Below are 17399 nucleotides of genomic sequence, written 5' to 3'. Positions count from 1 at the left end.
ATGGGCTCGGCGCAAAACTCGACGGCGGATAACGCTTGGGGCGTTATGCGCCCTACGGGTTCAGGCGAGCATGTAGAGGTTGCGAAGTGTGCTGTGCACGGTGCATTCGCCAGTCCAGCCGGCGGGGAACAGCACCAGGGTGTCGGGTTCGACCTCGATCACCTCGCCCTCGTCCGAGCGGTAAGTGGCGCGCCCGGCAACGAAGTGACACAGCTCGTCGCGCGGGATCGACAGCCGCCAGCGGCCGGGCGTGCAGACCCACAGACCGGTCTCGGGACTGTTATTCGGGCCCTTGAACAGCAGGCGGCCACTGGAATGCGAGACGCCTTCCAGCGCGTCGGACTGCACGCCCCAGTCCACCAGGTCGTCGTAGTCGCGGGCCCCACGGATGTGCGGCGCGCTGGCCGCTCCATTAAAGAAGGGGCCCTTGGACTCAGCCATGGTTCACCGCCTTGCCGCCCATCAGTTGGTCGAGGATGCGCGCGGCGTCTTCCGGGCCCTTGCGCGAGCGCATGTAGTCGCTGGTGCGCGCCAGGCGCTCCTGCATCAGGTCGTCGCCGAGCAGCTGGGCGATGTTGCGCGCCAGGTCCTGCTCGCTCCAGTCGTAGCGATCCATGCGCAGGCCATGGCCACTCTCCTGGGCACGCATGGCGTTGTCGTGGCCGTCCCAGACGTAGGGCATGACGATGGCCGGTTTACCGAAGAACAGGCACTCGGTGAAGCTGTTGTTGCCGCCGTGGTGGATCACTCCGTCGACCTGGGCGATCACCGAAGGCTGCGGGTACCAGTTGGAAACGATTACGTTGTCCGGCAGGTCGTCGTATTTCTCCACGTGCTCGCCGACATTGAACAGCGCGCGGTACGGCAGCTTGCCGATAGCGGTGACCAGGCGCTTGAGCAGGTCGACATCGCCCGAGCCGAGGCTGCCGAAGCTGACGTACAGCAGCGGCTTGTCGTTGTGCGCCTTGAACTGCGGAATCTCGTAGGGTTTGTCGCTGCGCACGCACCCCTGCAGGTAGTGGAACTGCCGCGCCGGCAGCGGATGGCGGCGCTGGAACTTCACCGGGTCCGGGTACAGCAGCAGGTTCATGTAGGGCGACTCTTCGAAGAAGGTGCCCAGCGGATACGGGCGCTCGCCACACTCGGCGAGGAAGTCGTTGAAGTCGGCGTGGATCGGCGCGATCACTTCCTCGAAGCGTTTCTGGAAGCGCGCGTGGCCCTCCTTGTCTTCCACGCTCATGCCCGACAGGTACGGCGGGATGTCCGGGTCGTGTACCTCGTTCTCCGAGCAGGAGATGATCCGCACCCACGGCTTGCCGTAGTGCTTGATGGCCGGGAAGAGGATCACGTTGTCGACGCAGATCAGGTCCGGCTTGATCCGGTCGAGGATCGCCGGCAGCTCCTTCTGCGCCCACTTGGAGGTGGAGACGATGGCCTCCCAGCACTCCTTCACGTAGTTGTCGAGCTGGTCGATCGGCGCCTTGCGGAAGTTGGGGATGTGGCCGTTGATGAAGTCGGTCCAGTAGCGCGCCATCTCCTCAGCCGGCATCGGCTCGGACATGTTCACGTAGTGCTCCTCGAAGCCGTAGGCCGAGTACACCCCGGTCATGCCCGGGTCGGTGAGGAACACCGCCTTGTGCCCCAGCGCCTCGCAGGCCTGGGCGATGCCTACCGAATTGAGGGCCGGGCCGTAGGCGGCCTCGGGGAAGAAGGCGATGACCTTGCGTTCACTACTCATGGTGCTCTCCTGTAAGTCTTGTTCTTGAAGCAATCAGTGAGTCAGCACGCGGCCGTGCCGCGCATCCCAGCCCAGGCGCACCGGCATGCCGGCGGCGAGGCGCAAGAAGTCGTAGTCCGAGGACGGCACGCGGACGATCAGCGGCTTGCTGGACAGCGCCGTGTTCACGTGCAGGTTGGTGTCCAGGCCGTGGTAGGCGACTTCCGCCACCTGGCCGTGGATCTGGTTGTCAGTGGCGGGCGTGGCATCGGTCAGCACGCGCAGGCGCTCCGGGCGCAGCGCGAGGGTCACGCTCTCGGGGCAGGACTGGGCGGTGGTCTCGATGTTCAGCACCTGATCGCCGGCCTGCAGGCGGTTGGTGCCCACGCGGCGGCCCTCGATCAGGTTGCTGACGCCGATGAAGTCGGCGACGAAGCGACTGCCCGGGTTCTCGTAGAGTTCACTGGGGCTGCCGCACTGGCAGACCTTGCCGTCACGCAGCACGGCCATGCGGTCGGACATCACCAGGGCTTCTTCCTGGTCGTGGGTGACCATGATGAAAGTGATGCCGCTCTCGTGCTGCAGGCGCTTGAGTTCCAACTGCATCTTCTCGCGCAGCTTCTTGTCCAGCGCGCCGAGCGGTTCGTCCAGCAGCAGCACGCGCGGGCGCTTGACCAGCGCGCGGGCCAGGGCGACGCGCTGGCGCTGGCCGCCGGAAAGCTGGTCCGGGCGGCGGTTGGCCAGCGGGCCGAGCTGCGCGGTTTCCAGCACTGCATCGACGCGCTGGCGGATTTCACCGGCGGGCAGCTTCTCCATCTCCAGGCCGTAGGCGATGTTGCTGCGTACGGTCATGTTGGGGAACAGCGCGTAGGACTGGAACATCAGGTTCAGCGGGCGCTTGTTCGGCGGCAGCGGCGAGATGTCCTGGCCATTGAGGTAGATGGCGCCGGAGCTGGGCGTCTCGAAGCCGGCGATCATCCGCATCAGCGTGGTCTTGCCGCAGCCGGACGGGCCGAGCAGCGCGAAGAACTCATTCTCGCGGATCGCCAGGGACACCTGGTCCACCGCCGTCAGGCCCTCGCCATAGGATTTGCTGACCTGGTCCAGCACCAGCAGGTCGGAAGACTTAGTCATGGGCTTTGGGCACCTTGTTCAGACGTTGGGAGGCGAACAGCGCGGTGAAGCTGACCAGCATCACCAGGGTGGCGAGGGCGTTGATTTCCGGGGTCACACCGAAGCGGATCATCGAGTAGATCTGCATCGGCAGCGTGGTGGAGGCGCTGCCGGAGCCGGAGTTGAAGAAAGCGATGATGAATTCGTCGACCGACAGGGTGAACGCCAGCAATCCGCCGGCCAGCACGCCGGGGAAGATCGCCGGCAGCAGCACCCGGCGCGCGGTGGTGAACCAGCCGGCGCCCAGGTCGATGGACGCTTCGAGGATCGAATAGTCGAAGTGCTTGAGGCGCGTGCGCACCACCGCGCAGACGAAGGCGATGTTGAACACCACGTGACTGAGGATGATCGAGTGCAGCCCCAGGCTCATCTTCAGCAGGTTGAAGAAACTCAGCAGCGCAATGGCCAGGACGATGTCGGGGATGATCATCGGTGCCATCAGCAGGGTGTCGGCGATGTTGCTGCCTTTCTTGCCGCTGCTACGCGCGCGCATTTCCACGCCCAGCGCGAGTAAGGTGCCAAGCACGCAGGCGATGAAGGTAGAGGTCAGTGCGACGATCAGGGTGTTCAGCGCAGCGTGCTGGATCGAGGCATTGGCCAGCAGCTTGGTGTACCACTTCAGAGATGCGCCGCCCCACGCGGTGGGCAGGCCGCTGGCGTTGAACGACAGCAGGATCAGCACCAGGATCGGCACATAGAGGAAGGCGTACACCAGCCACAGGTGTGTGCCGAGGGCGATGCCGGAGGAGTTACGCATGGCGTTCTCCCTCCGCGCCCTGGGCCCGGCGCGAGACCATGGCCTGGATGAACAGGAGCAGCAGCATGATGCCGATCAGGAAGAAGCTCAGCGCCGCGCCGAACGGCCAGTCCCGTGCGGTGAGGAATTGGGCGTAGATCAGGTTGCCGACCATCTGCACCTGCTTGCCGCCCAGCAGGTCGGCGGTGATGAAGTTGCCGATGGAGAGCACGAAGACGAACACCGCGCCGGCCGCCACGCCGGGCACCGACAGCGGCAGGATCACTCGGCGGAAAGTGGTCCAGCCGGACGCGCCAAGGTCCCGCGAGGCTTCCCAGAGCTCGTTGTCGATGCGCGACAGCGAGCTGTAGATGGCGAGGATGACGAAGGGGATGTAGTTGTAGACCAGCCCGAGCACCACGGTGGCGTCGGTGTACAACAGGTTGATCGGCTCGCCGCTGTAGCCCAGCAGGTTGAACAGCCGATTGAGCAGGCCTTCGCGGTTGAGCAGGACGATCCAGGCATAGGTGCGGATCAGGTAGTTGCTCCAGAACGGCAGCATCACCAGGAACAGGTACACCGCCTGCCGGCGAGGCGTGGTGCGGGTGATGGCGTAGGCCGCCGGGTAACCGATGATCACCGCGAAGAGCATGGCCAGGCCGGCGATCTTCGCCGAGCGCAGGAGGATGTCGAGGTACAGCGGGTCCACCGCGCGGCGGTAGTTTTCCCAGGTGAACACGTAGTCGATGCCGCCGTAGGCACCGCGCTCGAGGAAGCTGTAGACCAGCACCAGCAGGCACGGCAGCAGCAGGAACAGGGCCAGCCAGCCCAGACCGGGCGCGAGCAGCCAGGCCGACAATTTGCGGTCGGCGGATAAAGCGGTCATGCGTAGTTCCCCCAACCCCACGCCAGGCGGGGTGCTTCAGGGTTATTAAATGCAGTGAACTTCTGGGGCGAGCGAGCTAGAGCGAGGCAAGGCGAGAACAAGCGCGGGCGCGGAGTTTAGGCCGCTAAATGAGCAAGCCCGCGCTTGTTCTCAACGCAGCATCGCCGACGCGCAGCCGGCCCTACTACTGGGCCGCCATGATCTCGGTCACGGCGCGGGTGTACGCCTTCTGCGTCGAGCCGCCCACGTCACGCAACTGTTGTTGCTTGACCAACTCGGCCGGCGTGGTGGTGAGGTTGGGGTACTTGGCCAGCAGGTCCGGCTTGAGGGTCGCCATCGCCGCCTGGTTGGGCACCTTGTAGAGGATGTTCTCCGCGACCCAGGCGTGGTTCGCCGGCTCCAGCATGTAGTTGATGAAGCGGTAGGCGGCGTCGGGGTTCTTAGAGCTTTTCAGCACGACCATGGTGTCCACCCAGAGGTCGGAACCCTCCTTGGGCACGACGAACTTGATCGATTCGTTGGCCTGGGTGCCGTAGTTGCACCAGCCATCCCAGGCGTGGGCCATCAGCGCCTCGCCCGAAGCCAGCTTGGAGTAGAAGGTGGTGTCGTCGAAGGACAGCAGGCGCTTCTTGGTGGCGATCAGCTGGTCGCGCACCGCGTTGATCTGGTCCGGGTTGCCGTCGTTGACCGACCAGCCATTGGCCAGGAAGCCGGCGCCGAGCAGCCAGCGGTCGGTGGCGAGCATGGTGGTCTTGCCCTTGAGGGCGTCGGAAGGCTTGAGCAGGTCGCTCCAGCTCGACGGTGCCGGGTTGACCTTGTCCGAGCGGTAGCAGATGCCGGTGGTGCCCCAGGTGTAGGGCACGGAGAAGTGGTTGCCCGGGTCGTACTCGAGCTTCTGCGCTTCGGGGTAGAGGTTCTTGAGGTTCGGCACCTTGGCCGGATCGATGTCGGCGAGCAGGCCCTGCTTGTGCAGGATCTCGGCGAAGGGGGAAGAGACGAACACCACGTCGTAGCCCTCGCCGCCGGAGGCCATGAGCTTGCCCATGATCTCTTCGTTGGTGGCATGGAGCGACTTGTCGGCTTCCAGGCCGGTGGCCTTCTGGAACTTCTCCAGGTTGTCCGGGGCCATGTAGCCGTCCCAGATGGAGATCACCAGATCCTTGGCACTGGCCGTGGTGGCGGACAGCGTGAGCGCGAGGGTTGCCCCTGCGTAGAGCATGGTCTTCAGCTTCATCTTGCGCACCTGACGATGATTGTTGTTGTGTCGACGGCAGCGGAACGAAAAGCGTACTACATGTCTTTTTTTCAAAATAAAAACCGAACAGCTGGCGAAGTCAACAATTTCCTACAACCATTTCTCACATTCTTGTTGGACCACCCTCGCTGTGGCATAAGGGTTCGCCCCGCGACGACAAGCCCGCCGGGACCGCTGGAGATGAGCCGCTTGAGCAAGGACACCGAGAAAAGACCGCGCACCAACCACCTGGAACTGGCCCGGCGGATCATCGAGCACGCCCAGGACACCGGTCTCGCCGATGGCGATGCGCTGTCCGAGCAACAGCTGGCGCGCACCTTCGGCGTCTCGCGCACACTGATCCGCGCCGGCCTGGACCTGCTGCTGGAACAGCAACTGGTGGCCCACGAGCCGGGCAAGGGGTATCGCCTCACTGCCGACCCGTCCGCCCAGGTGCTCGGCTCCGCCCTGCCCCAGGCCGAGGAGGAAGCGCTGGCCGCCTCGGTATTGCGCGACCGCATGGCCGGCCGCCTGGGCAACAGCCTGAGCGCCAGCGAACTGATGCGCCGCTACGACATCAGTCGAGTCGCCGCGCAGAAGGTCCTGGCGCAGCTCAGCGAGGACCAGGTGCTGGAGCGCGGCGCCGGACAGAGCTGGTCGTTCCGCCCGCTGCTGAACAACCTCGCAGCACTGGAAGACAGCCTGCGCTATCGCCTGATCCTCGAACCCGAAGCCCTCCTCGCCCCCGGCTTCGAGCCGGACCTGGCGCGCCTTGCCCTGCTGCGCGGGGCCATGGAAGAACTGCTGGCGGCGCCCATCGAGCGCTTCGACGTGGCCCAGTTCCGCGAACTCGACATCGGCTTCCACGAGTTGATCGCCCAGGGCTGCGGCAACCGTTTCGTCGGCGACGCCCTGCTGCAGCACCAGCGCCTGCGCCGCCTGCCCAACCTGCTGCCGATGGTCAGCGTGCACCGCCTGCAGGAAGCCCTGCGTGAGCACCTGCGGATCATCGAGCAGATCGAACGCGGCCAGCTTGAAGTCGCCGCCGACCTGATGCGCCTGCACCTGAGGCTGTCCTTCGCGCAGCGCCCGCAGACCGCCAACCGCGGGATTCCGCAGTCGTTCGCCCTGGGCCGTCGCTGATTATTTTTCTCACACGGTGTTTTTTTTAACGAAAAAATGCAGTATCAGTTTCACGCAGTGCCCGTGAGCAACACCCGGATGTGCCCATGACGCAAAGAACAAGAACCATCGCCTTCTTCCCCGAGGCCAGCTTCGGCGCCGCGCTGAACTGCATCGGCATCGCCCAGGCCCTGCGCGAACTCGGCGCCCGCCCGGTGTTCATCTGCCATGCGCATTTCCAGGGCATCTTCGCCGAGTACGGCTTCGCCGAGTACCCGTTGCAACTGGACTCGCCGCTCTCCGCCGCCGACCACCAGCATTACTGGGAGCGCTTCATCGAGCGCAACGTGCCCTACTTCGACCAGCCCCCCCTGGCGCAGATCGACAGCTACGTAGCGCCGGCCTGGGAAGCCATCATCGATACCGCCATCGAGTCGGAAAAACCGCTGCAGCAGTTGCTCGCCCGGCTCAAGCCCGATGCCATCGTGCTGGACAACGTGGTCAGCTTCCCGGCCATCTCCGCCGCCGGCTGTCCCTGGGTGCGGATGATCTCCTGCGCGGAAACCGAACTGCCCGACGCTGCCGTGCCGCCCTACCTGTCCGGCGCCAGCAGCAGCGACCCGCAAGCCTGCGCAACCTATCGCGAGCACTACCTGCAGGCCACCCGGCCGGCCCATGAACGCTTCGCGCAGTTCCTCGCCGAGTGCGGCCACCCCGCCCTGCCCGCCGGCCAGTTCCTCGAGGATTCGCCCTGGCTCAACCTGCTGCTCTCGCCCACCCCCGTGCGCTACGAGCGCCAGAATCCGCTGCCGGCCGAGCGCTATCTGTACCTCGACGGCTGCGTGCGCAGCGAGGCGCCGTATATCCCGCCGCAGTTCCCGCGGCACGACGATGCTGCGCTGATCTATGTGAGTTTCGGCAGCCTCGGCGCCGCCGATATCGAGATGATGCGCAAGCTGATCGATGCCGCCGCGCAACTGCCCTATCGCTTCCTGATCAACGTCGGCGCCTACCGCGAGCACTACGACAGCGTGCCCGACAACGTCTACCTCGACAGCTGGTACCCGCAGCCGGCGGTGCTGCGCGAATGCCAGTTGTTCATCCATCACGGCGGCAACAACAGCTTCTGCGAGGCGCTCTACTTCGGCCTGCCGTCGGTGATCATCCCCTACTGCTGGGACGGCCACGACAATGCCCGGCGCGCCGAGGAAGTCGGCGTGGCGCGCTACCTGCCACGCTTCGAGAACCCGCTGGCGGCGCTGCCCGGCACGCTGGCCGAACTGCTCGCCGACAAGGCCGTGCAGCAACGGCTGGCCGGTGTGCGCGAACAGATGCAGGCCTCACGCGGCACAGCGTCGGCCGCGCAGGCGATTCTCGGCATCTGCTGCGACTAAGCAGCCAATGGCACCGCGCAAGTACGTGCCATTGGCTCTCTGCAAGGTTCCGATCCGCCCTTAAGCTGAGCTCCATTACCCCTGGAGCCCAGCATGACCACCTTCGATGACCAGCCGACCCTGCTCGGCGATTCCCTGCAACTTCGCCCGCTGCGCAGCGAGGATTTCGACGCCCTCTACGGCGCCGCCAACTCGCCCGAAACCTGGGCCGGGCACCCGGCAAAGGATCGTTACCGCCGCGAGGTCTTCGAGCCCTACTTCCAGTTCCTGGTGAATGCCGGTGGCTGCCTGCTGATCCTCGACCGGGCAACCGGCCGGGCCATCGGCTGCTCGCGCTACTACCCGGTGCCGGACCAGCCGGAAGACATCGGCATCGGCTTCACCTTCATCAACCACCGCTACTGGGGCGGCGCGACCAACCGCGAACTGAAGGCCCTGATGCTCGGCCATGCCTTCCAGTGCTTCGAGCGCGTGTGGTTCCACATCGCGCCGAGCAACATCCGCTCGCAGAAAGGTACGGCAAAGCTGGGCGCCAGGCTGGCGTACGACGCTGAACTGGATCTTTCGGGCACTCCCGCGCAATGGCTTTGCTTCGAGCTTTCGCGCGAGCAGTGGGCCAGCCAAGGCGCCGAATAGGCGAGACACTCGCGGCCTGCCTGGCCGCCGTCCTGCGGCCGGGCGATCCGCAGCGGATCGGCGGCCGAGGTCTCGTCAGGCTTTGCGCAGCGGAACTTCCTGCAGCAGCCACGACAGCGCGAAGGCCACGGCGCTGACCATGCACGCCACCAGGAAGACCCAGTGCATCGATCCGGAAAAGGCTTCCAGGTAAGCCTGTTGCAACGCTGCGGGCAAGGCATGCACAGCGGCCGGCGACAGGTTGGCCGGTGAGCCGACACTGGCCGGGAAGGCACTCACGAGCCGACTCATCAGCTCGTGGGAGAACAATGCGCCGAACACCGAGACGCCAATCGAGCCGCCGATGGAGCGGAACAGGGTCGCCCCGGAGGTCGCCACGCCCATGTGGCGGAATTCGACGCTGTTCTGCACCGCCAGGATCAGCACCTGCATCACCATGCCCAGCCCGGCGCCGAGCAAGGCCATGTAGAGATTCATCTGCAACATCGACGATTGCAGGTCCAGACGGCTCAGCAACGCCAGGGCGATGACCTGCAGCAGCGTGCCAAGGATGGGGAATACCCGGTAACGCCCCCAGCGGCTGATCAGGCGACCGGTAATAGCCGAGACGACCAGCATTGCCCCCATCAGGGGCAGCATCTGCAGGCCCGCACTGGTCGGCGTGGCGTCCTTGACCACCTGCATGTAGAGCGGCAGGAAGGTCACCGAGCCGAACAGCGAAACACCCACGGTGAACCCGATCAGCCCGGCGAGCACGAAGGTTCGGTGGCGGAACAGGTGCAGCGGCATGATAGGTTCCGCCGCGATGCGTTGCTCGTGGACGAAGCCGATCACACCGACAACGGCGAAGAGCGACAGGCACAGGATGTCGATCGAGGTCCACTCGAGCGTGCTGCCGCCCAGGCTGGTGATCAGCACCAGCGAGGCCAGGGCCAGGGTCAGGAAGAACGCGCCAAAGTAGTCGATGACGTGTTTCACCCGCGCGACGTGGGGCTTGAACGCGCTGCCGATCACCAGCAGGGCGAGCAAGCCCAGCGGCAGGTTGATGTAGAAGATCCAGCGCCAGGACAACTGCTCGACCAGGAAGCCGCCCACCAGCGGACCGACCACCGTGGCGAGGCCGAATACGCCACCGAACAGCCCCTGGTAGCGGCCACGCTCGGCCGGCGGAATGACGTCGCCGATGGCCGCCATCGCCACCACCATCAAGCCGCCGCCGCCCAGGCCCTGGAGCGCGCGCAGGAGGATCAGCTCGGTCATGTTCTGCGCCAGCCCGCAGAGCGCCGAGCCCGCCAGGAACAGCACGATGGCGGTCTGCAGCACCAGCTTGCGGCCGTACAGGTCGCCGAATTTCCCATACAGCGGGACCACGACCGTGGAGGCCAGCAGGTAGGAGGTCACCACCCAGGACAACAGGTGCAGGCCGCCCAGTTCGCCGACGATGGTCGGCAACGCGGTGGACACGATGGTCTGGTCCAGCGCCGCGAGGAACATCACCAGCAGCAACGCCGCCAGCAACAGGGGGATGGATGGCTGCGTCGCCTGAGCGTCGTCCGAGGGGCTCAGGTTCGTGGCCAGGGGTTGTTCGGAAGCCGTTTGCATGGAGCGGACCTGATGAGATGAGGTGTCGTGGGAAGTAGAAGGAATGGAAGCGGGCTCATTCGCCCGTGGTGGGCAGGCGCAGACGGTGCTGCCGCCCTACTTCCTGCAGGCCGGCCAGAGTGAAGCTGTAGAGCTGGGCGACGACCGCAGGACCTGGCATGTCGAGAATGTCGCGCAGGGCGCCATGCCCGCCACGAGGTCCGATCAGCAGCATCGCCCAGGGCGCCGTGACGCTGAGAATGCAGGGCACCAACGCGGGGTCGTCGGGCGGAATCCCGGTGATCTCGCTGAACAGCTGCTTGAGCAACGTCAGCTTCAGCGCCTTTTCGGGGTGCAGCACTTCCTGGCCATGGCTACTGGGCGCCAGTGCTTCGGCAGCCAGCACCCGCAGGTGCCAGCTTTCCCGCCCGCGCACCGCCTTGCGCACGACCAGTTCGGTCAGCGCGAGCAGCTTGTCCGGCGCCGACTGCCCGCCCTGGATGATCCGCTGCAGGTCGGCGATGTCGAGAAAGCGTCGACGGGCCTCACCCAGCACGGCCTGGTAGAGACCGTTGCGGCTGCCGAAGTGGTAGTTGATCGACGCCAGGTCGACCTCCGCCTTGGCGGCGACGGCCTTGTTGCTGGTTTCACCGAAGCCGAGCGTGGCGCACAGCTCACCGGCGGCTTCAAGAATGCGCAGGCGGGTCGCTTCACCATCTTTTCGAGCTTCGCGGGAGGCCATGGTTTTTCCTCAATAGCTGAACAGTGCCGACAAGCCTGAAGCAGGTTAAATCTAAATTCAATTTAAATTTAAGGATTACGACGAGCTGCTCTCTCGGTTGGGATCAGCCTCCGGGCGTTGGTCGGTGCCCTCCTGAGCGGATCATTGGAGGCGCGCTCCATCTAGACCTTCGATGGACAGGAACGCTTGCGACAACGGCGGTCGGCCAGCCGCAACTGCTCGTTTGCCGAAGCGGCTGGGCACTCGCCGACTACTCCATTTTCCTTGCCTGCCTGATGGCACGCACATTAAGATGAGATTACTTCGCAACTGCAAGACGTTATCACGCAAGGATTCGCGTTGCCCCCACCCGCTGCTTCCAGCCCTCGACACGCTGACGTACAGGCCTTGTATCTCGATCACCATGCCTGGTTGCTGGGCTGGCTGCGCAAGCGGTTGCGCCATCGCGATAACGCGGCCGACGTGGCCCATGACACCTTTGTGCGCATACTGGCCTCCCGGGACCTTCTGGGACTGCAGGAACCGCGCGCCTTCATCTGCACCATCGCGCGGCGGCTGCTCATTGACCGCGCGCGCCGGCAAGCCATCGAGCAGGCCTACCTGGACGAACTGGCACGCGTCCTCGACGAAGCAGATGGTCACCCTTCCGCCGAGCAGGTTGCCGAGGCAATCGACGCGCTGGAACAGATCGCCCATGCCCTTCTCGGGCTCAACGCCAAGGCGCGCATGGCGTTTCTGCTGCGCCATCTCGACGGCCTGACTCACGAGCAGATCGCGGAACGCCTCGGCGTCTCCACGCGCATGGTGCAGAAGTACCTGGTGCAGGCTCTGCTGCACTGCCACCGGCAACTGGGCGGAGCATGATGAGCCGGCACGAAGACGCCCTGCTCCAGCAGGTTGCCGAGTGGCTGGTGCGCCTGGAAGCCGAGCCGCAACGGCAGGCCGAGTTCGATGCATGGTGCGCGAGCGATGCTCGTCGCGCAGCGGCGGCAGCCAGCCTGACGAGCACCTTGCGGCGCTTCGACAGGCTGTCTGCAGCACCCGCGCATGCAGCACTGGATGCAGCACACAGCCTGGACCGGCAACGCCAGAGGCGTCGCACCGGCGGGGTCGCACTGGCCCTGGCGGCGCTATTGCCACTGGGCTTGTTCCTGCACGCCAATCCGCCGGCCTACCTGCTCGCCGACCTGCGTACCGGAACCAGCCAGTGGCAGGAAACACGTCTCGACGATGGCAGCCAGGTCATCCTCGACGGCCGCTCGGCAGCAGACCTCGACTTCGACACCCATCGCCGCACCGTGCACCTCATCCAGGGCGACATCCTGGTGCAGGTGGCCCATGACGCCGCCCGCCCCTTCGTCGTCGAAACCGCCCACGGCAGCATCCGCGCACTGGGTACGCGCTTCATCGTCGAACGCCGCGACGACGCCACCTGGCTGACGATGCTCGAATCCCGCGTCGAAGTGCGCAGCGTCTCCGGCGCCAGCGTGGAAGTGGCGGCCGGCCAGCGCCTGCGCCTGGACGATCAGGGCCTCGGCCAGCCGCAGCGGGTGGACAGCAACACCTTCGAGCGATCCTGGCGCAACCACCAGTTGGTGGTCTGGGACCGGCCGATGCCCGAAGTGCTCAAGGAACTGGATCGCAACTTCAGCGGCTACCTGGCCTACGACGCCAAGACGCTGGCCGGCCTGCGGGTTTCCGCGGTGTTGCCGATGGATGACCCGCAGCGCGCACTGCGCCTGCTGGCGCGCAGCTTCCCGCTGCAGGTGAAGTCCTACGGACCGTGGCTGCTGCAGGTGACCCGGGAAAATCCACGCGAATAATTATTTTTCAATATCGGTTCCAGTTTGGCCGAGTGGCCCGTCCTGAATGACATAAGCCAACCCAACAGGAACCTTCATGAACCGCTCCTCGCGTCGCCTCTCTCCGCTGGCCCTGGCCCTGCAACTGGGCCTGGCCGCCTCCCTGGGCCTGCCGGCACTGTCGCTGGCAGCCCAGGCGGACAGCCGCAGCTTCGATATCCCCGCCGGCCCCCTGGGCACCGCCCTGAACCGCTATGCCAGCCAGGCTGGCGTGGCGCTGTCCTTCGATGCCGGACAGGTACGCGGCCTCCAGGCGTCAGCGTTGCACGGCAGCTATTCGCTGGAGGAAGGCTTCGCCCAGCTGCTGCACGGCAGCGGCCTGCAGGCCCGGGCGGTGGCCGACGGATACGTGCTGGCTCCCGCCGATGACGCACTGGAGATGTCACCGACCACCATCAATGGCGCCAACCTTGAATCGGCCTGGGGACCGGTGCAAGGCTACGTGGCGACCCGCACCGGCACCGCCACCAAGACCGACACACCGATCCTGGAGGTCCCGCAGACCATCAATGTGATCACCGCCGACCAGATCCAGGCCCAGGGCGCGCAGAACCTCACCCAGGCGCTGCGCTACACCCCCGGCCTGGGCGTCAACGGCTACACGGACCGCAACTCCATCGCCGACGAGATCACCAGCCGTGGTTTTGCGCCGACGCCGCTGTACCTCGACGGCGCCTACCTTCCCTACGCCGGCAGTCTGGGCGGCGCCCCGCAGATCGATCCCTACACGCTGGAACGTGTCGAGGTACTCAAGGGCCCGTCCTCGGTGCTGTACGGCCAGAACCAGCCCGGCGGGCTGGTCAACATGGTCTCCAAGCGCCCCACCACCGAGCAGCGCAGCCAGGTCAGGTTTGGTCTGGGCAGCTACCACCGGGTCAATGGCGCGTTCGATACCAGCGGTCCGCTGGATGAGCAGAAAGCCTTCTCCTACCGCGTCATCGGGGTCGCCAAGAAGGGCAATGAGCAGGTCGACCACACTCACAGCGAGCGAATGCTGCTGGCTCCCAGCCTGACCTGGGCGCCCACCGAGGACACCGCCCTTACCCTGCTCGCCCAGGTCCAGCGCGACGATGGGCTGGAGGACTACCAGTCGCTGCCGCGCATCGGCAGCCTGGTGCGCGGCCCCAGCGGCCAGCGCATCGACCGGGACTTCTTCTCCGGCGACTCGCGCTACAACGACTACAAGCGCGACCAGTACATCCTCGGCTACGACTTCAGCCACCGCTTCGACGAAGACCTGCAGTTCCGCTCCACCGCCCGCTACACCGACGTGGATGATCGCTACCGGGGCTTCTACCTGCGCAGTTTCGTTACCGACGCCGATGGCGTCACCGACTACACCCGCGCCAACCGGACCAAGGTCGACTGGCGCCAGCACAACAGCGCCTACACCCTCGATAACAACCTGGAATACCGCTTCAACACTGGCGCCCTGCAGCACACCACGCTGGCCGGCGTCGACTATCGGCATTTCAACCGCAAGTACGACGGCTACAACGCCTACAACGCGGAACCCGTGAACCTCTATGGGAAGAACAACACCGACACCGGCAACGTGCGCCCGGAGCTGACCACCAAGTGGGATAACACCGTTCGCCAGACCGGGCTCTACCTGCAGGACCAGATCAAGCTCGACCAGTGGATCCTCACCATCGGCGGGCGCCAGGACTGGGCCGAGGTGGAGAACAAGGACCTGCTCGCACGCAGCATCACCGAGCAGCGCGACAACAAGTTCACCGGGCGCATCGGCCTGACCTACGTCACCGACTTCGGCCTGGCGCCCTACGTCAGCTATTCCGAGTCCTTCCTGCCAACGGTGGGCACCGCCGCGCCGGAGCGCGGCGGCAATGCGTTCAAGCCCACCGAGGGCGAGCAGTACGAAGTGGGGGTGAAGTACCAGCCGTTCGACAAGACCCTGCTGACCGCCGCGGTGTTCCAGATCAAGCAGAAGAACGTCCTTACCGGCGACGTCGACTATCCGCAGTACGAAAGCCAGTCCGGCGAGGTACGTTCGCGCGGTGTCGAACTGGAGCTCAAGTCCAGCATCGAGCAGTTCGACGTGCTCGCCGCAGCGACCTACATCGACTCGTTCTACACCAGGGAAACCTACGGCAACGAGGACAACCGCAGCGAAGCCCAGGCGCCTGTCTCGGCCACTGCGTGGGTGGATTACCACTTCAGCCAGGCCACCGTCGACGGCCTCACCTGGGGCGTCGGCGCACGCTACACGGGCAGGAAGCCGGGTGACGCGGCGAACAGCTTCCATACCCCCGCCTATGTCGTCTACGACACCACCCTCGGCTACGACTTCAGCCGCTTCTCGCCAAGCATGGCGGGCCTGCAAGCGCGCCTGAACGTGCAGAACCTGTTCGACCGGGAGTACGTCTCCGACTGTAACTACGCATTCGGCTGCTACTACGGCCAGGAGCGGGTGGCCTCGCTGGAAATGAGCTACGACTGGTAGCCACGACGCGGAACCGCAGCGATGCCCGGGGCCGACCTCATCGACGGCCGGCTCCAGGCATCCATGCCTCACCGCATTGCTGGGGAACGCGCGCTCACCGGGAGTCCAGGCCTTGGCCATGTCTGCCAGACTGGCGCACCGGAATGCCGTCGTCACGCGCAACTCGTGACGACGGCCCAGGGGTGAGGCTCCGCCTTATCGCAACGGGATGTAGACATCCGTCTGCCACTGCTCCAGCGGCGTGTGCGGATAGACACTCAGGTAGTGGAAGAACAGGGGATGGTCGCGGAGCTCTTCGTTGCTTCCGGGTAACCAGTCTCGATAAACCGGGTAGATGCTCTCGCCAATGTGATCGGGCGAGCCGACGTGGCGCACGACGACGCAGCGGCCGCCGGGAATGACCAGTTCGCGAACCCCATAGTCGTTCGGCGCCACCTCCCCGTCGATCTCACCGCAGATGGCGAAGCGAAACTCCTCCGCCGGTGTCGTGTCAGGGTTGCCGTAGGGGATGCCAAAGGTGCGACTCGATACGACGGGCGAGCAGCCGCTGCCCATGCGCCATTCGATGAACCGATTCACGCTCTCGTCGAGCTGTGCGGGAGGACCGCAGTGCTCGAGGACTGCGACCCGGACTTCGGCGAAATCGACGATACGTACTTGCATGGTAATGCTCCTGGAGAAGTGGGGAATGGCGAAGACCGCATGCCAGGCCCGCCAGTCCGGCTGCTGCCGGAAGGCCCTGGGAGCCATGCCAAAGTCCCGGCGAAAGGCTCGGCTGAAGGCCTCGGGACTGTCGAAGCCGGCGTCGAGCGAGGCCTCCAGCACCGAGTACTGCGCGCCGGCCACCAGGCGATGCGCCGCTCGCCGCAACCGCATCAACTGCACATAGCGGGCAACGGGCACACCCACATAGGCGGTGAACTGCCGGTGGAAGTGGTACACCGAGAAATGGGCCACCTCACTCAACGCCTTTACCGAAAGATCACCTTCAAGGTGGCCATCGATATAGGCGAGCACCGCGTCGAAGCGTTTGGCGTAAGCAATCGGGATATCGGACACCGGACGGCAGCTCCTGGATATGCGGTCGACGACAGGATCCCCCAATCCTGCAGGGGCGCACCTAGCCGGGCTTGCTCAGATCAAGCCCGGAGCATGCCAGCTTTGTGCGATAGCGGCAGCCTCACCGCCTTGGCGCTCGCTCCACGCAAGGTGGATAAGGGCGAGAACAACCACGCCCCTGCCCGCCTGCCGGAAAGCATTGATCTTCATCGAAGGACTTTCGGAAGCTCGGCCGCAGGGCCGTCGGTCAGCACTACCGTGCGAGGAGTCGGCGATTGGCGGAATGTCGCGCAGGCCGCCATCGTCCGCGATGTAACCCACCTAGGCCGGCGTAACGCCGGTCAACAGCTGCGCCGTCTGCAGGCAGCATTTCTCCGCCTTGCGCGCGCTGAAGGCCTTGTGGTCCAGCGCCCACTCCAGCCAGAAGCCATCGATCAGCGCGGTGATGATCACTGCGCCGCAGGAGAAACGGATGTCCCGCCAGCAGGCGTGCGCGACAGACTGCTCGAAAGGTGCCTCGCGCCTGCGGTGCGCAACTGTCCGTTGCAGATGTTCGGGCTCCGGAAGCTTGCGCAGGATATATGGAAAACCGTATATTCGTTTTTCCATATATCCAGATAAAGCCATGATCACTCCACCCGAAGTCTTCAAGAGCCTGGCCGACGAGACCCGCGCTCGCGCCACCCTGCTCATCGCCAGCCTGGGCGAGCTGTGTGTCTGCGAGCTGATGTGCGCGCTGGACGATAGCCAGCCGAAGATCAGCCGCCACCTGGCACAACTGCGCAGCAGCGGC

17 protein-coding genes are annotated in these 17399 nt (G+C 65.1%); 7 read left to right on the top strand and 10 right to left on the bottom strand.

Going from position 1 to position 17399, the window contains the following annotated elements:
- Positions 1–60 precede the first annotated feature (60 nt).
- From A6723_RS26160 to A6723_RS26135, 6 genes are all read right to left on the bottom strand, one after another.
- On the bottom strand, positions 61–441 hold the full coding sequence (locus A6723_RS26160; RefSeq protein WP_054909745.1) for a cupin domain-containing protein: 381 nt from the start codon (positions 439–441) through the stop codon (positions 61–63).
- Positions 434–1738, bottom strand: a complete 1305-nt coding sequence (locus A6723_RS26155; RefSeq protein ID WP_054909746.1) for a glycosyltransferase — start codon at positions 1736–1738, stop codon at positions 434–436. Before A6723_RS26155 ends, A6723_RS26160 begins: the two co-directional genes overlap by 8 nt.
- A gap of 33 nt (positions 1739–1771) precedes the next feature.
- On the bottom strand, positions 1772–2851 hold the full coding sequence (locus tag A6723_RS26150) for an ABC transporter ATP-binding protein (RefSeq protein ID WP_054909747.1): 1080 nt from the start codon (positions 2849–2851) through the stop codon (positions 1772–1774).
- A complete protein-coding gene (locus A6723_RS26145) occupies positions 2844–3647 on the bottom strand; it encodes an ABC transporter permease (RefSeq protein WP_054909748.1) in 804 nt (267 codons plus the stop codon). The genes A6723_RS26150 and A6723_RS26145 overlap by 8 nt, the downstream gene beginning before the upstream one ends.
- Positions 3640–4512: an ABC transporter permease gene (locus tag A6723_RS26140; RefSeq protein WP_054909749.1), complete on the bottom strand. Its 873-nt coding sequence runs from the start codon at positions 4510–4512 to the stop codon at positions 3640–3642. Before A6723_RS26140 ends, A6723_RS26145 begins: the two co-directional genes overlap by 8 nt.
- A gap of 184 nt (positions 4513–4696) precedes the next feature.
- A complete protein-coding gene (locus A6723_RS26135) occupies positions 4697–5746 on the bottom strand; it encodes a spermidine/putrescine ABC transporter substrate-binding protein (protein ID WP_054909750.1) in 1050 nt (349 codons plus the stop codon).
- 201 nt (positions 5747–5947) lie between these two features.
- Between A6723_RS26135 and A6723_RS26130 the strand changes: the two genes are divergently transcribed.
- From A6723_RS26130 to A6723_RS26120, 3 genes are all read left to right on the top strand, one after another.
- Complete coding sequence (locus tag A6723_RS26130) at positions 5948–6889, top strand: GntR family transcriptional regulator (RefSeq protein WP_054909751.1); 942 nt, start codon at positions 5948–5950, stop codon at positions 6887–6889.
- Between the two features lie 86 nt (positions 6890–6975).
- Positions 6976–8262, top strand: coding sequence for a glycosyltransferase (locus tag A6723_RS26125; RefSeq protein ID WP_054909752.1), 1287 nt, complete (start codon positions 6976–6978; stop codon positions 8260–8262).
- Between the two features lie 93 nt (positions 8263–8355).
- A complete protein-coding gene (locus tag A6723_RS26120) occupies positions 8356–8898 on the top strand; it encodes a GNAT family N-acetyltransferase (RefSeq protein WP_064979890.1) in 543 nt (180 codons plus the stop codon).
- Between the two features lie 75 nt (positions 8899–8973).
- Here A6723_RS26120 and A6723_RS26115 read toward each other — a convergent pair whose 3' ends face one another.
- Together A6723_RS26115 and A6723_RS26110 are read right to left on the bottom strand one after the other, a co-directional pair.
- Positions 8974–10500 (bottom strand): MDR family MFS transporter, encoded by a 1527-nt coding sequence (locus A6723_RS26115; RefSeq protein WP_054909753.1) that lies wholly within the window; start codon positions 10498–10500, stop codon positions 8974–8976.
- Between the two features lie 55 nt (positions 10501–10555).
- Positions 10556–11221, bottom strand: a complete 666-nt coding sequence (locus tag A6723_RS26110; protein WP_054909754.1) for a TetR/AcrR family transcriptional regulator — start codon at positions 11219–11221, stop codon at positions 10556–10558.
- 387 nt (positions 11222–11608) lie between these two features.
- Here A6723_RS26110 and A6723_RS26105 point away from each other — a divergent pair, with 387 nt between their 5' ends.
- The 3 genes from A6723_RS26105 (at position 11609) to A6723_RS26095 (ending at position 15547) form a co-directional block, all read left to right on the top strand.
- Positions 11609–12085, top strand: a complete 477-nt coding sequence (locus A6723_RS26105) for a sigma-70 family RNA polymerase sigma factor (protein ID WP_233298557.1) — start codon at positions 11609–11611, stop codon at positions 12083–12085.
- Complete coding sequence (locus A6723_RS26100) at positions 12085–13044, top strand: FecR family protein (protein ID WP_064979889.1); 960 nt, start codon at positions 12085–12087, stop codon at positions 13042–13044. Before A6723_RS26105 ends, A6723_RS26100 begins: the two co-directional genes overlap by 1 nt.
- A 76-nt stretch (positions 13045–13120) precedes the next feature.
- Positions 13121–15547 (top strand): TonB-dependent siderophore receptor, encoded by a 2427-nt coding sequence (locus A6723_RS26095; RefSeq protein WP_054909757.1) that lies wholly within the window; start codon positions 13121–13123, stop codon positions 15545–15547.
- A 195-nt stretch (positions 15548–15742) separates the two neighbouring features.
- Here A6723_RS26095 and A6723_RS26090 read toward each other — a convergent pair whose 3' ends face one another.
- Both A6723_RS26090 and A6723_RS31870 read right to left on the bottom strand, forming a co-directional pair.
- Positions 15743–16606 (bottom strand): GyrI-like domain-containing protein, encoded by an 864-nt coding sequence (locus A6723_RS26090; protein ID WP_054909758.1) that lies wholly within the window; start codon positions 16604–16606, stop codon positions 15743–15745.
- A 321-nt stretch (positions 16607–16927) separates the two neighbouring features.
- Positions 16928–17233, bottom strand: coding sequence for a hypothetical protein (locus tag A6723_RS31870; RefSeq protein WP_139093061.1), 306 nt, complete (start codon positions 17231–17233; stop codon positions 16928–16930).
- On the opposite strand from A6723_RS31870, the gene A6723_RS26085 reads away from it, so the two are divergent.
- Positions 17232–17399, top strand: a 168-nt coding sequence (locus tag A6723_RS26085; RefSeq protein WP_139093060.1) for a metalloregulator ArsR/SmtB family transcription factor, incomplete at its 3' end; no start/stop codon positions are given. The genes A6723_RS31870 and A6723_RS26085 overlap by 2 nt on opposite strands.

The sequence above is a fragment of the Pseudomonas sp. AU11447 genome (genome assembly GCF_001672555.2).
Taxonomy (GTDB): domain Bacteria; phylum Pseudomonadota; class Gammaproteobacteria; order Pseudomonadales; family Pseudomonadaceae; genus Pseudomonas; species Pseudomonas nitroreducens.
The sequence above is the reverse complement of the archived record's forward strand: the minus strand, read 5'-3'. Positions and strand labels throughout refer to the sequence as shown.

What these genes read in the sequence shown, in the direction of transcription:
- A6723_RS26160 (WP_054909745.1), bottom strand. Translation starts at nt 441, where the DNA reads ATGGCTGAGTCCAAGGGCCCCTTCTTTAATGGAGCGGCCAGCGCGCCG.
- A6723_RS26155 (WP_054909746.1), bottom strand. Translation starts at nt 1,738, where the DNA reads ATGAGTAGTGAACGCAAGGTCATCGCCTTCTTCCCCGAGGCCGCCTAC.
- A6723_RS26150 (WP_054909747.1), bottom strand. Translation starts at nt 2,851, where the DNA reads ATGACTAAGTCTTCCGACCTGCTGGTGCTGGACCAGGTCAGCAAATCC.
- A6723_RS26145 (WP_054909748.1), bottom strand. Translation starts at nt 3,647, where the DNA reads ATGCGTAACTCCTCCGGCATCGCCCTCGGCACACACCTGTGGCTGGTG.
- A6723_RS26140 (WP_054909749.1), bottom strand. Translation starts at nt 4,512, where the DNA reads ATGACCGCTTTATCCGCCGACCGCAAATTGTCGGCCTGGCTGCTCGCG.
- A6723_RS26135 (WP_054909750.1), bottom strand. Translation starts at nt 5,746, where the DNA reads ATGAAGCTGAAGACCATGCTCTACGCAGGGGCAACCCTCGCGCTCACG.
- A6723_RS26130 (WP_054909751.1), top strand. Translation starts at nt 5,948, where the DNA reads ATGAGCCGCTTGAGCAAGGACACCGAGAAAAGACCGCGCACCAACCAC.
- A6723_RS26125 (WP_054909752.1), top strand. Translation starts at nt 6,976, where the DNA reads ATGACGCAAAGAACAAGAACCATCGCCTTCTTCCCCGAGGCCAGCTTC.
- A6723_RS26120 (WP_064979890.1), top strand. Translation starts at nt 8,356, where the DNA reads ATGACCACCTTCGATGACCAGCCGACCCTGCTCGGCGATTCCCTGCAA.
- A6723_RS26115 (WP_054909753.1), bottom strand. Translation starts at nt 10,500, where the DNA reads ATGCAAACGGCTTCCGAACAACCCCTGGCCACGAACCTGAGCCCCTCG.
- A6723_RS26110 (WP_054909754.1), bottom strand. Translation starts at nt 11,221, where the DNA reads ATGGCCTCCCGCGAAGCTCGAAAAGATGGTGAAGCGACCCGCCTGCGC.
- A6723_RS26100 (WP_064979889.1), top strand. Translation starts at nt 12,085, where the DNA reads ATGAGCCGGCACGAAGACGCCCTGCTCCAGCAGGTTGCCGAGTGGCTG.
- A6723_RS26095 (WP_054909757.1), top strand. Translation starts at nt 13,121, where the DNA reads ATGAACCGCTCCTCGCGTCGCCTCTCTCCGCTGGCCCTGGCCCTGCAA.
- A6723_RS31870 (WP_139093061.1), bottom strand. Translation starts at nt 17,233, where the DNA reads ATGGCTTTATCTGGATATATGGAAAAACGAATATACGGTTTTCCATAT.